General features: G+C 47.3%; 5 protein-coding genes. 1 reads left to right on the top strand and 4 read right to left on the bottom strand.

Features of this window, described 5'->3' with window-relative positions; genetic code table 11:
• Window positions 1-61 precede the first annotated feature (61 nt).
• Both B5F25_RS10380 and B5F25_RS10375 read right to left on the bottom strand, forming a co-directional pair.
• Window positions 62-3,298: a DUF6250 domain-containing protein gene (locus B5F25_RS10380; protein ID WP_087249438.1), complete on the bottom strand. Its 3,237-nt coding sequence runs from the start codon at window positions 3,296-3,298 to the stop codon at window positions 62-64.
• An 83-nt stretch (window positions 3,299-3,381) separates the two neighbouring features.
• Window positions 3,382-6,378 carry a sugar-binding domain-containing protein gene (locus tag B5F25_RS10375; RefSeq protein WP_087249436.1) on the bottom strand — a complete coding sequence of 999 codons (2,997 nt, stop codon included), beginning with the start codon at window positions 6,376-6,378 and terminating at the stop codon, window positions 3,382-3,384.
• 329 nt (window positions 6,379-6,707) lie between these two features.
• Here B5F25_RS10375 and B5F25_RS21705 point away from each other — a divergent pair, with 329 nt between their 5' ends.
• Entirely contained in the window at window positions 6,708-6,845 is a 138-nt protein-coding gene (locus B5F25_RS21705; protein WP_162614395.1) for a hypothetical protein, read from the top strand.
• 116 nt (window positions 6,846-6,961) lie between these two features.
• Here B5F25_RS21705 and B5F25_RS10370 read toward each other — a convergent pair whose 3' ends face one another.
• Both B5F25_RS10370 and secA read right to left on the bottom strand, forming a co-directional pair.
• Entirely contained in the window at window positions 6,962-11,293 is a 4,332-nt protein-coding gene (locus B5F25_RS10370) for a two-component regulator propeller domain-containing protein (RefSeq protein ID WP_087249434.1), read from the bottom strand.
• Between the two features lie 258 nt (window positions 11,294-11,551).
• Window positions 11,552-14,848, bottom strand: a complete 3,297-nt coding sequence (gene secA, locus B5F25_RS10365; RefSeq protein WP_087249432.1) for a preprotein translocase subunit SecA — start codon at window positions 14,846-14,848, stop codon at window positions 11,552-11,554.
• Window positions 14,849-14,850 lie beyond the last annotated feature (2 nt).

The raw sequence follows: 14,850 nt of genomic DNA, 5'->3' as shown, positions 1-14,850 counted from the left end.
GAAACTGGGACACCTTGTATCTCTCAGAAACTGTTTTGAATTTATGTGAACAGTTTCTTAGTTATTGCGGAATCACCTCCTGCATATAAATAGCATCCAGGCTCCACGAAGCTGCATCGTTGGTACTGATGGAGGTATCTTCATCCAGCGGAACAGGAGCTTCGGGAGGTGCCACTCTCTTGATTTCCAGCACTGGGGAAAGCTTTTGTTTCTTCCTGCTCCACAGGTCTTCCCATGCCTCAGCAGCCAGCTTCGGGTCATACAGGTGCCAGGCAGCGTATGCTGTCAGCCGGCAAATACGGAAATGATTATACTGCTTAAAGTCGCGCGCATGCTCCAGCCATACCCGGTTAAACTCAGGTATCTCAATCATGTCCTGCATCTCGTTCATAATTTCGAAACCTCCCATAATGGTCATCAAGTGATTGGTGTTTTTCAGCGTCGGGTCTCCTTCGTACGTAATAACTCCGGTAGCGGGGTCGAAGCCCAATGCTTTGTTACCGGTAAACATACCGTTAGGGAGCGAAGCAATGCTTTTCATACCCGTCACAATCTTATCCCGATAGGCCACGTTACGGGTCCGTTCCCACTCTGTCATCCAATTGCCTGCATAAGCAAGCCAGTCGGGACCAATGCGCAAACGTGCCGGAGCCGAACAAGGGAACTTGCTGCGCGGCTCAGCCAACCGCATTGGGTCGAGAGTATAAAGTTTCTGCTCGGTATCTTTTACTTCACTCATCAGATCACCGCTCCGTTCATCGGTTGTCAGATAATAATAAAAACGGTTCCATGCAGCCTGGCTAATACGTGCTTCTTTGGCTCCACATCCCCAATGGCTGACATTATGACGGCTTCCCAATCCAGCATTCGGACCGATGTGATACACATCCACTTCGGTTGTATGACGAGTCATTGCCTCAGCCATCTTCCATATATCATACTTGCCTGTACGCAGGAAACTATACCACAACCACATATTGGAGGCCAATTCGGTATTATCCCATGCAAAACCGCCCACATCGTAACGCCACGTATGGCGGACCGCATCATAAGCATGCATAAAGTCGCCATAATTCCAGAAGCCATACCATTTGTGCTGCTCGATGGCATGGTGATAAAAACGAAGATAAGACTCCAGGCGGTCTTCTACCATGCTGCGTGCTGGCGTGCTCCTGTCAGGCAACGACCAAATACCGAAAGCCCGGCAAGCGTGCAGATATTCTGGCGTACAAAGCAACGGAGCAGCTTGTGCCAACAGATGTGCCTTGTCAGCTATGCCCTTCTTTCCCGGATAAGCCGGTTGCAGAACCAGTGTAAGCGTATGCGTACGGGCTATGCCGTAAGGAGTACTCATCCCCTCCTGTACATCTTCATAACTGGCGTTCAAATCATGTGCCACCTTATCGTAATGCCGCAAGTCCATGGCTTCGGCTTCCGGACTCCACAACCATGCTATCAGCGATGCCTCGGAAGAACGGGCATGCTGTACTTCTAGCGAAGCCGGATAAGCCTGCCAGAAATCTTGCAGGCATACACCAAGTCCTCCGCTAACATCACCAGCAAAAGCATATCCCTCTGCACGTGTACCAGTAAAGGTGCCTATCCACGGACGGTCTGCCAATGCCCTTTTGCGGATAGAAAAAGCATTGTCACTGAGTTGAGACAAACGGTAATTATCCCATGCCGCCCAATGGTCTATCAAGGTACGGTTTTTTTCATCAAACTCTTCATAAGCAGGAATCCGCTTGCCCTCCATCTGCTGTTGTTGCAACGTATCATTACCTGCCAAAGTCAATACCCTTCTTCCTACCAAAGGCTGTACCGGCTCCGACCATACTCCCCCATCGGCACAGGCAAAAGCAATGTGACGGTTGTATAGCTCTTCACGCATGGGCACACTGAAACGCACACCCAGCGAACGGATAAAATCCTTATCTTGGTCTCCATCGAATACAAAAGAGTGTACCATGCGTATCTGCTCGCTACCTGCATAGAAATACAGGCGCAAAACGAAAGGCAACCATTCCCGTTCTTCATTCCGAAGCATTCCTTCCAACTTAATGGTAGCACGGACATTGCCTACCCGTTCTACCATCGTCCGACAAAGTTTGGTAGCGAACCGATAGACATGAAATTCGTCCGAGTCTTCTCCTGAAGGCTTATCTTGTACCGATGCTATCAAGTCTGCCTTTCCGCCTACTTTCACCTTGCCATAAAATAAGCTGTCAATAAAAAAAGCACCCGAACGTGGTATATAAGCGGTAATAACTCCTGTAGACACCTTCACTCCGTGAACACTCTCTTCTACCTGCAAAGCTGTATCCGATGCATCTGCCTCTTTGGAAGAAACCGGAACTACCTGCAAGCCGGAAGTATTGCCCGGAACTACTGCTGCCATACCCGCCCACTTTACCGAACCATCGGGCCAATAGGCTGTAGTCCATACATCGGAAGCAATTGTCTTACCATCATCGGTCTGTAAACGCAAGGTTGTGCCGGGCTGCACTTCCCCTTGGCGGAAAGGTACACCCCAACTGACGCTACTGGCTTGAGAAGGCACATCACCTACCCAATGAAGCCGTGCCGTTTCCTGCGCCGACTGGTAAGAATAACGGAAATTCGTAATCCGGGTCCGTGACAGAGTTGTACGGAATCCAAACCATCCTTCAGCCAACGGACGGGGATCGTTAAAATCCACCAACCGTTCTCCGTCAATATAATATTGCACCCGGTTTCCTTTATTAACGAGCCTGATATGGTACCATTTATTGGCTTTCAATAAATGTGCCTGGTCGGTATATTCTTTCAGGATGCCCGGACGTTGGGCTGCATCGCTCACCCCAGCCTGATTGCCATCGTACCGTCGGAAACGGGTTGTAGAATTGTAATTGCCTCCATAGCCCAGGTAATAAAGCTGTAGCGAATAACACTTCAAGAACTCCCCTTGACGCCAGTCCATACGCTGCCAGATATCTTTTGCCTGCGGATCGGATGCCATCCAAAAACAATTCAGGTCACTCAAACGGTCACCCGGCTTCCCCTCGTCCACCACACAAGCATCATATTCGATTACGACATTTCCACTCATCTTCTCTTTCCGCCATAAAGTCAATCCTTTAGGCGAAAGAATTTCACATGTATCTCCCGAAAATGAAACTTCATAATCCGGAGATTCCGACTCTACTTTCCAATACTTGTCAAACAGCTTCTTGTCCAGTCCGGACACTTCGCCTGCAGGCTGCGCATAGGCTATCCACGCCATGCATACCGCCATCCCTGCCAATACTAATTTCTTCATACGCTTTTATTCATAAAAACCTACCTAACAAAAATATACAGCTTCTCTGAAGAGGATAATCTTCTCCAGAGGAGCTATGTCCTTTAACGGTTCAGATGTTCTTTAAATTCTATTTCCACTATCCGAAGCTCGTGTCCGGTCTCGGCACCGCCCTTTGCCTTGAACAAATCCAGTTCGTTCGCCACCGGTGCGGCAACCTCGACTATCTGGCCGAATGCATCGTCTTCCTTACTGCTGCCTTTCAGGCGGATGGTTATCTCCGAAGCCGGCACTGGCTTCACATTCAGATGCACATAACCCAGGCTCTTATCGGTTTCGCCGCTCCATACCAACGTGTCTCCGGCATAGATTTCCAACGGATAGCTGCGCATGCGCCAGCCCGTCAGCTTGAGGCAGACTTCATCTATCCGCGCAATGCGTTCCAACCGGTAAGTAATCCAGGCGGTAGAAGCTTTCCCGTCATTCCGCCACTCGCTCAATTCGTTGTCATCGAAACTGTTGCCTGCCTTTTCGGTATGAGCTCCTGCCCGGGCAGAGAGAACCGCCACATCTACAGCACGGTCACGATAAGAAGGCGTATCCGGCGTTTCGCCACGGGTAAGCCTGCCTGCCAGACAATCTCCCGGTATATATGTGCTCAACCCATTTTCCACTTCTATGCTTTCAGTTGATAATACCAGTTCGGCAGGCTGCAATCCCTTGGCTTCGGCTTTCAGCACGATTCGTCCGGACCGGGTGTGCGAACGCAACAGCACACGGTTCACGCCACACTCCACCGGCAAATCTTCCGACAAGATATAATTGTCCGGTCCCTGCGCAATGCCTCCACGCCATTCGGCAGGTCCATCCAAGGTGAAATGAATCAAGTCATTTGCCAAGGGGCAACGGCGCCCCTGTGCATCGACCACCTCCACTTGCACCAAAGCCAAATCGGCACCATCGGCTTTCCAGCCGTCCGGGTTCTGAATGGCGGCCAGCTTGATTGCAGCCGGTTCGCCTGCTGTTTCCAGACGGGTACGCACCGCTTCCTTGCCTTCATTATATCCAATAGCCTCCAGGGTTCCTGCCTCGAAAGCCACACTGTCGGCGGTAAACAGGAAATGATAGTCACGGTGAACGCCTTCCACCGCTTTTCCATTGACCAGCAAGGCGACACTGTCTGTATTCGAAACGACATATACCGGCTTTACCGTACCGGCATCATAGTTCCAGTGCCCTACGATATGGATACGGGGCTGTTCCGTATCTACCCAGCCGTCCCACATCACCTGATGGGCATAGTACGAGTCTTTCGGGATGCGCATCGGGTCGGTATCTCCGCTCCGGCGATAGTTTTCCACCCCGCGGAAATGGGTATTCGTATCCGAAAAGATGATTTTCGCACCGCCTGAGCTGACACGCCGCCCCGTCCCCGGACGCTCGCGCCAATAATCGAACCAGCGGATGACATTCTCTACAGCAAACGAATCCTGGTTGCGGTTATACACACTGGCATCGGCATGCTTCTGGGTCTTGCCCGTAGCAGCCGAATGATATGCCGTATTCCCTTCACCGTCTTTATGGAACGGATACGAATAATTGTCCCAATACTTACGCAATCCCTCGTCGCGGCAATACTCCATCGCCCACATCGGATGGTGCGCACTCTTGTTGATGTAAAGCATTTCGCCCCCGTATTCCGCATCACGGATATCCAGCATCTCGCGCGAACCGATGGCACGGCCTCCATGATAATCGTACCGGTCACGTATGGCTTTCATTTCGAGCATGTGCTCACGGCTGATGGACTCGTTGCCGCACTCGTAGAAAAGAATGCTCGGATTGTTGCGGTTATAAATAATGGCATCACGCATCACAGCCTTGCGCTGTTCCCAACGCACGCCTGTACAGTCTTTTTCAGCGTCACCTGCCGGCATTGCCTGAATCAGCCCCACACGGTCGCACGACTCTACGTCCTGTTTCCAGGGCGTAACATGCATCCAGCGCACCAGGTTGGCATTGCCTTCCACCATCAGCCCGTTGCTATAGTCGCTCAGCCATGCCGGAACCGACATGCCCACGGCAGGCCATTCGTTGCTGGTACGCTGGGCAAAGCCTTTCAACTGAATCACCCGGTCGTTCAGCCACACCTTGCCTTCGGCAAAACGGGTCTTGCGGAATCCGATACGCGTCACCACCTCGTCGGTTTTCTTCCCATCAATTACCAAAGCGGTCTTCACGGTATACAGATATCCGTATCCCCAACTCCAGAAGTGCAGTCCGCCCACTTCCGCCTCAGCAGACAATATTGCTGTGCCGCCTGCCGGAACCGTCTGCTCTTTACCCGAAAAACGCTTCACCAGCTTGCCGTCACGGTCCAGCAGCTCTACCTCATAACCTACCGTCTGCGCCTTCTTTGTCTCGTTCTTCACTTCCGACTCGGCATGCACAACGGCTTTGCGCGATTGTACCCGGATATCTTCGGCATAGACATACACTCCTGTCGTTTTCAGATTGCTATAAAGCGGAAGGGTCTGATAAACCTTGCCGGTCACGTGTAGCCATACGTTCTTGGGCAGACCGCCGTAGTTGGCATTGAAATTGCGGTCGCTCCACTGGTACTTCACGCCCGTAGACCGCTCCGCATAATCCCAGTCGTTGTCAATACGGGCGGCAATCACATTTTCTCCCGAATGAATATAAGGTGTCAGATCGAATCCGAAAGCCATCACCCCGTTCTCGTGCTGTCCCACCAGCTTCCCGTTCACATACAGGTCGATGCCCTGGCGTGCCCCTTCAAACTCGATAAACACCTTCCTCCCTTTTGCCTCTGCCGGAAGGCGGAAATGCTTGCGGTACCACACGATGGTATCGGTCAAGTCTTTTATATTTACGCGGAAAGCCTCGTCTTCATTGAACGCATGGGGAAGCGTCACCTTCTCCCAATCTCCATCCGCATACTTGGGCGACTCTGCCCGTTCCATATCTCCAATCTTCAGCAGCCAGTCGCTGTTGAAATTATACTTCTTCCGTTCGCTTGCCTGTATCCCCATTGCCACGGCAAACAACACGATGCCTACAATAAAACGCTTCATTTTCATGATATCAATGTTCGGTTAAATTATGCGTCGCTAAATTAGGGATAAAATCAGTTCTGCCTATGGATTTTTGTACTTAATGCCTAGAAATTCGTACACGATAAAGCATGACATATATCAAGACAAAAGAATTCATTTCTGATTGATCTTTGATTTTATATCCTCCATACCGAGGGTATACGTCCTACGATGCAGGGACGTATATCTTATGTCCATCAGTTGCTTTTCCAAGCCAAGCCAGAACATCAGCTTAGCCCGATAATCCAAGCCACATGCCTGCCTTGCTTGTAAGATTATTAATCTTCAGGCTGTAAGATTAATAATCTTTCGACGTGAAGATTAATAATCTTACAGGCGATGCAGCTATATGGCGGAGAGAACAAAGCTTGCTTGTCATGCCGGATGTGGAAGCCAGCGTAATTGAAGAAGCGGATTGGCAATCCTGTGTGACACTGGAAACAGAGGAGTAACACCAACTGTGTGTATTCCATTAAAAAGCACAATTGCACACCGTTATATTCTATGGCAGTTCCATACATAAAAACCACCATAGAATATATTTCGTTTAAAACAACATTTGATGAACCTATTTGGAGGCATTTTCTTCTCTGTCAGCATCACCATTACCCGGAAGCACTCCCCCACTCTTCTGATAAGCAGAAGGAGTGATACCAAATTGGGTCTTAAAGCATTTACTGAAATAGAACGGGTCGTTTATGCCTACCTGACGAGCCACTTCGGCAATGGTAAACTCATCGGACTGTGCCAGCAAATCGGCCGCTTTCTTCATACGCATGACACGCAAGTATTCATTAGGCGAATAGCCGGTTATGCCACGTACTTTCCGGTAGAAAACCGACCGTCCTACCCCCATCATTGTCGCCAGGTCGTCTACCGACAATTGAGGGTTCTCCATGTGTTTTTCTACAATCAATGTCAGACGCTCGGTAAACAATTTGTCTTTATCGGTACGGCAAAGTGCCGAACCAAGCATCGTCGGGTCGTTCGAGAACTTTTTGCGCAACTTGTCGCGCTGTTCGATAAGACGGAAGGCTCTTACCAACAGCAGTTTCAGACTAAATGGTTTTGTAATATAAGCATCTGCCCCGCAATCGATACCTTCTACATGCTTATCATCGGTACCTAATGCTGTCAGCAAGATAACGGGTATATGACTGGTTTCGAAATTGTCTTTCAACCGTCTTGTCACTTCGAAACCAGAATAGCCAGGCATCATCACATCACTGATAATCAGGTCTGCATCATATTCTAAAGCTTTCTTCAGCCCCGATATGCCATCTTCTTCAGCATCCACTTCAAAATAAGTACTCAACTCCCGTTTCAAATATTCACGCACATCGGTATCGTCTTCGATAATCAGTACTTTACGCTTATTCAGCGGAACAGGTATCTCAACATCCTTTTCCCCGCAGCCTTCTTTTGATGCATCGGAAGCATTTTCCAAGAATAATTCCGTCTGCTGTTTCTCCGTCTTTTCTTCTTCCCGCAAAATCACGTTATCAGGAATCAAGAAATCTTTTTCATCGTATGCCGATGCATCCGATGGCAAAGAAACGATGAAAACCGAACCCTTTCCCCCTGCATTCTCCCGATAAGTGATTGTCCCTTTGTGAACAACGACCAATTCATGAGTCAGATGCAGACCGATTCCCATACTGCTTCCAGAGATACGATTCTTGGCAAAACGTTTGAACAGTTCTTCACGCTTTTCTTTCGGTATACCCACTCCGGTATCTGACACCTGGACTATAAATCGGTTGCCAGCCTCATCTACCTTTGCCGTCAGGATAATTGTCCCACCGGAAGGAGTATATTTGAAGGCATTAGACAACAGATTATAAACTACTTTGTCCAGCTTCTCCTTGTCGACATACATATTATAATGGTCCGTCGAAGGTTCGAAACAGAATTTCATGCGTTTGGATTCTGCCATTTCCTTAAAATTCAAAGTCAAGTCGTGCAAGAAATCCATGACATCTATTTTTTCCAATGAAAGAGTGAGCTTGTTGTTCTGCATCCGCCGGAACTCCAAGAGTTGGTTGATAAGCCGTAACAGACGCATCGTACTCTTGTCCATAACCCGTACCGAAGAAGCTATCTCCTTGGGAAGCTTCCCAGACAGATGTATTTTCTCCAACGCATTTTGTATCAGTGTAAGCGGTGTACGAAACTCGTGCGATATATTGGTAAAGAACACCAGCTTGTATTCTGTCAGCTGCTCTTCCACCTTAATCTGATTACGCAAGGCATTCATCCTTGCCAAAATGCGATATGTCAAATACAACGCCCCTCCCAACAGAAGGATATAAATCAGGTATGCCCATATTGTACGCCAAAACGGAGGAACTACAACAATCTTCAATACCGATTCTTTTTCATTCCACACTCCCAGCGAATTGCTAGCCTTGACATGCAAACGATATGTTCCGGGACGAAGGTTTTTATATGCTGCGAAATTTAATGGCGAAGGAATACTCCATTCCTTTTCATATCCTTCCAACATATAGCAGAACTTTTGTATGCCCGGCCGTACATAATCCAAGGTAGAAAAATTGACAACAAAAGAATTCTGATTATAATCCAACCTGATTTCGGACAGATAAGGCAAAGCCAATTCCAGCGGAGAGGAATCATCACCGGGACGTACAGATACTCCGTTCAGTTTCAAATCGGTAAATGTCACGACACTTTCATTTCCGGCTTCAGACACCAATATCGGATTGATGACACTCAATCCATAGTTCGTGCCGAAAGCAAGCCGCCCGTCAGGCAAACGGATACCGCAATTCTCACAATAGATATTCCCCAATACATTCGAAGAAAAGAAATGATTTTCAAAAATCCCCGTCTGCCGGTCGAAACAGGAAATGCCGTATTCTGTAGAAATCCACATATTGCCTTGCTGGTCTTCTACGAAATCCTGCACCATATTGTTTACCAGACCATCGGTCACTCCACAATGCACAAATTTCAAACGGGCATAATCCTGACCCGGCGCACAATATGAAAATCCGGCTCCGGTCTCAGCTATCCAGACATATCCTTCCGAATCAAGAACAATGCTCCGTATCTCATTACTGTACAGACTGCCATTCTCCAATGCATAATGATAATAAGCATTCGGATTACGTATCAGCTCGTCTGGCTGAAATACATAGATACCCTTGTCTGTCCCCATCCATATCCATCCTCCACGGTCTTCACACAAAATACGTACCCGGTTTTGTGCCTCCGACTGGAAAAAACGGCGAAATTGGTATTTCCCCTCTTTACGTACAGCAAGATTCAATCCTCCTCCAAAAGTAGCGACCCACATCCTTCCACGACTGTCGCACATCAAGTTATAAATCTGATTGGAAGAGAGTGAAGTCGAATCGTCCCGTTGGTGCATATAACGCTCTTCACCGACAATGATTCCCTTTCCACGCGTGCCATACCATTTCGTGCCCTCCCTGTCTTCGGCTATGGCATATACATTGGTATTGGCTTTCAATACATTCTTTACTGCCAGCAAAGTATCATAAACGACCACATCTCCTGTACGTGTTGCCAAATAGATATCGGAACCATCGAGACAAGAAACAAACCGTACAGCATTGGAACGGTTTATTTTCTCTTCTCCATTGGGATATACCCTGGCTACATCTGTATTGACTATGTTCAATTTATCCACCCCGGTAAACTCCGAACTGACCCACATGTTACCCAACCGGTCTTCCATCAGACATAGCAGATAATCAGAACTTATAACTCCGTTATCCTTTTCACCTGTTGTAAAATGTTGCATCTCATCATGCTGCAAATCATATACATACAAACCATTCCCGTATGTAGCAATCCATAAAAGGCCACGCGAATCATGTACAATCGAATAACGTTCCTCATCAATGTAATCCAAATCCTCTTTCGTCATAAGCTGGAATTCCAATACTTTCCCACTTTCTACCTGCAGATAGCGCAATTTCCCGGAATTGTTATAAATCCAGAAATCATGCTTGTTATCTTGCTGAATCTGCACATTGCGTATATCCAACATGGGATTGGGTTTTACGTAACATCCTTGACGGAAATTAAAACAAAAATTACCAGCCGATGTATAAATCATCCACTCATCACGGTAATATACCTGACCATTGAAACGAAGAGACTTATGTACGGCAAGCTGATCCAGCTGTTTTATCTGTCCTGCCGCATCTGTCCCATACATAGAACCATCGGAAGCAAAAAAGTATGCCTTTCCCTCATACCGGTAAATATACCGGATATTCAAACGAGAATCGATAGTCAGTAATTTTCCGTCCAGCCAATGGTATAAACCGTGAGCAGTAGCAATCCATACACCTCCCTTTCCATCCGGGTAAATCTGATTCACATCATCCGATGCCAAACCTTTACCTTTCTTAAAAGATTCTGAAGTCAATGACCCTCCTTTACAGACAACCCTACGGCATCCGTCCTGAGTGCCCCATAGCCAAACATCTTCGTCTGCTTTCTCTGGAATATAAATAGAACTGTATGAATCCAAATATTCTCCACACCCGGTAAAATCAACTACCTGTCCTTTGCGCAAATCGTAACAACTATATAACGAGTTGGTATGACGTATCCATAAGAAGCCGTTTTTATCTTCAGCCAAACGGTATACACGATGGTCGGCAAGCGAAATCTTCATCTCCTTTTCAGGCAAGAATGTCAGAAAAGACAAACCGTCATACCGGTTAAGTCCGTCAAGCGTACCAAACCAGATAAATCCTTTCCCATCCTGATAAATACAACGTACTGAATTATTCGCCAGACCTTCAGCAACGGTCAATCGCTCCGAACGTACATCAACTCCCCCTAAAACTGCAGTGCATATTCCCAGCCAACCCACAAGTAACAATACTATCCTTTTCATGTCTTCACGGTATCAAATGATAATGATGTGCAAACTTAAAGAAAATTATCATTCGCCCCAACAAGAAAAAAGGGATTTTTGAACACAAAACCACACAAGTACCCGTACAAGTGGTCCACAGGTGTCTATTTTCCCAACAAACCTACACACAACCGCCAGACCTTTAAAAAAACATTGCCGCAAAGATGCGAAGAGGAACAATCCTCTTTCGTATCTTTACGGCAATGCATGTTTAAGTTATTATGTCAATAGAAATACTTACAAGTTCCGTCCGTGGCAGTTCTTATATTTCAAACCACTTCCACAAGGGCAAGGGTCATTGCGTCCTACCGTCTTTTCGGCACGATAAGGTTCTTTTTTAGCATCACGTGTATCTTTTCCAGCAGCTTCCTGTTGGTCGGGATCATTCAAGTCCTGCTTTTCCTCACGGTATTGCTGACGGGGTTGCTGAGGTTCGGGAGCAGCCTGACGCACTTGCTGAGGTTCTTGTACTGGAATCTGTCCGCGCATCAATACAGATATGGTATTGTTATTGATTTTGTTCACCATAGCATCAAACAAATTGACTGATTCGAGTTTGAAAATCAACAACGGATCTTTTTGCTCATAGCTTGCATTCTGTACCGAATGTTTCAATTCGTCCAGTTCACGGAGATTCTCTTTCCAGGCATCATCAATCACGTGTAATAATATCGCTTTTTCGAAAGCCTTGACAATAGCCTTTCCTTCGGTTTCGTAAGCTTCTTTCAGATTCACCGAAATGTTATACATACGCTTACCGTCGGTTATCGGAATCAAAATGTTCTGATAAACCTGTCCCTGGTTCTCATACACTTGTTTGATTACCGGATTGGCAATCTGTGCCATACGTTCGGTCTTGCGCCGGAACAGGTCCATCGCACTTTGGAAAGTCTGTTCGGCAAGTTCGTCTTTGCTCTTGTTGCGGAAATCATCGCTGGTAAACGGAGTTTCCATTGCCAGTGTCTGAAGAATTTCCATCTTGGCATCTTCGTAGGCCGGCTGAGCTACTGCATTGTAGCAACGATCCCAAATCATATCTGCGATATCCATACCGATACGTTCGCCCATCAAAGCGTGACGGCGTTTCGTATAAACCACGGTACGCTGCTTGTTCATCACATCATCGTATTCCAACAAACGCTTACGAATACCGAAGTTATTCTCTTCTACCTTCTTCTGGGCACGTTCGATAGATTTCGATATCATGCTATGCTCTATCATCTCGCCTTCTTTAAAGCCCATCTTATCCATCCAATGAGCCAGACGGTCGGAAGCAAACAGACGCATCAGGTCGTCTTCCAACGATACGAAGAATACAGAAGAACCCGGGTCTCCCTGACGTCCGGCACGACCACGCAACTGACGGTCTACACGACGTGATTCATGACGTTCTGTACCAATGATAGCCAAACCGCCTGCCGCCTTCACTTCCGGACTCAGCTTGATATCGGTACCACGTCCTGCCATATTGGTGGCAATGGTCACCGTACTGCTCTGTCCTGCCTTTGCAACAATTTCCGCTTCCTTCTGATGCAATTTCGCATTCAATACGTTGTGAGGAATCTTACGAAGGGTAAGCATCTTGCTCAGCATTTCCGAGATTTCGACCGAAGTAGTACCTACCAATACCGGACGGCCTGCCTGCACCATCTTCTCGATTTCTTCGATAACAGCCTTGTACTTTTCACGCTTGGTCTTATACACCCGGTCATTCATATCAATACGGGCAATCGGACGGTTGGTCGGGATTACTACCACATCCAGTTTGTAGATGTCCCAGAATTCACCCGCTTCGGTTTCTGCTGTACCGGTCATACCTGCCAGCTTGTGATACATACGGAAATAATTCTGGAGTGTAATCGTTGCAAAAGTCTGGGTAGCAGCTTCCACCTTCACTCCTTCTTTGGCTTCTACAGCCTGATGCAAGCCATCGCTCCAGCGACGTCCTTCCATAATACGGCCGGTCTGTTCGTCAACAATCTTCACCTGACCGTCCATGACTACGTAATCGGTATCTTTTTCGAACATCGTGTATGCCTTCAGCAACTGGTTGATGGTATGTACACGTTCTGCCTTGATGGCATAGTTCGTCATGAATTCATCTTTTTTGGCAAGCTTTTCTTCATCGCTCAATCCGGGAGCATTTTCCAGTTCCGAAAGTTGGGCTGCAATATCGGGCAACACAAACAATGTAGGATCTTGAGATTTTCCGGTAATCAAGTCGATACCCTTATCGGTCAAGTCTACGCTCTTCAGTTTTTCGTCAATTACGAAATACAAAGGTTCTACCGCCTCGGGCATACGCTTGTTGTTCTGCTCCATATAGATTTCTTCGGTCTTCAGCATGCCTGCCTTGATACCCGGTTCGCTCAAGAACTTAATAAGTGGCTTGTTCTTCGGCAACGCCTTATGGCTACGGAACAAGGCAAGGAAACCGGCTTCCTGATCTTCTTTCTTGTCCGAAGCTATCAGACGCTTGGCATCTGCCAGATACTGAGTAGCCAGTTTACGCTGTGCTTCTACCAGTCTTTCCACCAACGGGCGAAGCACTTCGAACAATTGCTCGTCACCTTTGGGCACCGGACCGGAAATAATCAGCGGCGTACGTGCATCGTCAATCAAGACCGAGTCGACCTCATCGACAATGGCATAATTATGCTGACGCTGTACCAAGTCTTTGGGGCTTACTGCCATATTGTCACGCAAATAATCGAAGCCGAATTCGTTATTGGTACCAAATGTAATGTCTGCCATATAAGCACGGCGGCGGGCTTCCGAGTTGGGCTGATGCTTGTCAATGCAATCCACGCTCAAACCATGGAACATATAAAGCGGCCCCATCCATTCCGAGTCACGCTTAGCCAAGTAATCATTTACGGTTACGACATGCACACCGTTTCCGGTCAAAGCATTGAGGAATACCGGAAGCGTAGCCACCAGAGTCTTACCTTCACCTGTTGCCATTTCGGCAATCTTGCCTTGATGCAATACCACACCACCGAAAAGCTGTACATCATAATGCACCATATTCCAGGTAATCTCATTACCACCAGCTATCCAATGATTCTTCCAGACAGCCTTTTCACCTTCTATCCGTACGAAATCACGTCCTTGTGCAGCCAGATTGCGGTCCATTTCGGTAGCTGTGACCTCGATTTCTTCATTCTCGGCGAAACGACGTGCCGTATCTTTTACAATCGCAAAAGCTGTAGGCAACACATCATTCAATGCCTTTTCGTATTTGTCGAGCACGTCTTTCTCCAGCTTGTCTATCTGATTGAAAATCGGCTCACGTTTTTCGATGTCTGTTGCTTCGATAGTTGCTTTCAAGTCTGCAATCTTCTGAGTCTCTGCAATTGCAGAATCCTTGATATACTTTTTCAATTCTTCTGTCTTGGCACGCAACTCATCGTTCGTCAACTTCTGGATTTCCGGATATACTTCCTTTACCTTGTTTACCCACGGCTGAATCTCTTTCATGTCACGAGTAGCCTTGTTTCCGAAAATCTTACTTATAAATTCATTAAATCCCATTT

Origin of the sequence: Bacteroides sp. An19 (assembly GCF_002160215.1) — a bacterium.
GTDB classification, from domain to species: domain Bacteria; phylum Bacteroidota; class Bacteroidia; order Bacteroidales; family Bacteroidaceae; genus Phocaeicola; species Phocaeicola intestinalis.
This window is presented reverse-complemented; position numbering and strand designations above follow the sequence as displayed.

Coding starts and splice junctions, on each gene's coding strand:
- B5F25_RS10370 (WP_087249434.1), bottom strand. CDS start 11,293: ATGAAAAGGATAGTATTGTTACTTGTGGGTTGGCTGGGAATATGCACT.
- secA (WP_087249432.1), bottom strand. CDS start 14,848: ATGGGATTTAATGAATTTATAAGTAAGATTTTCGGAAACAAGGCTACT.
- B5F25_RS10375 (WP_087249436.1), bottom strand. CDS start 6,378: ATGAAAATGAAGCGTTTTATTGTAGGCATCGTGTTGTTTGCCGTGGCA.
- B5F25_RS10380 (WP_087249438.1), bottom strand. CDS start 3,298: ATGAAGAAATTAGTATTGGCAGGGATGGCGGTATGCATGGCGTGGATA.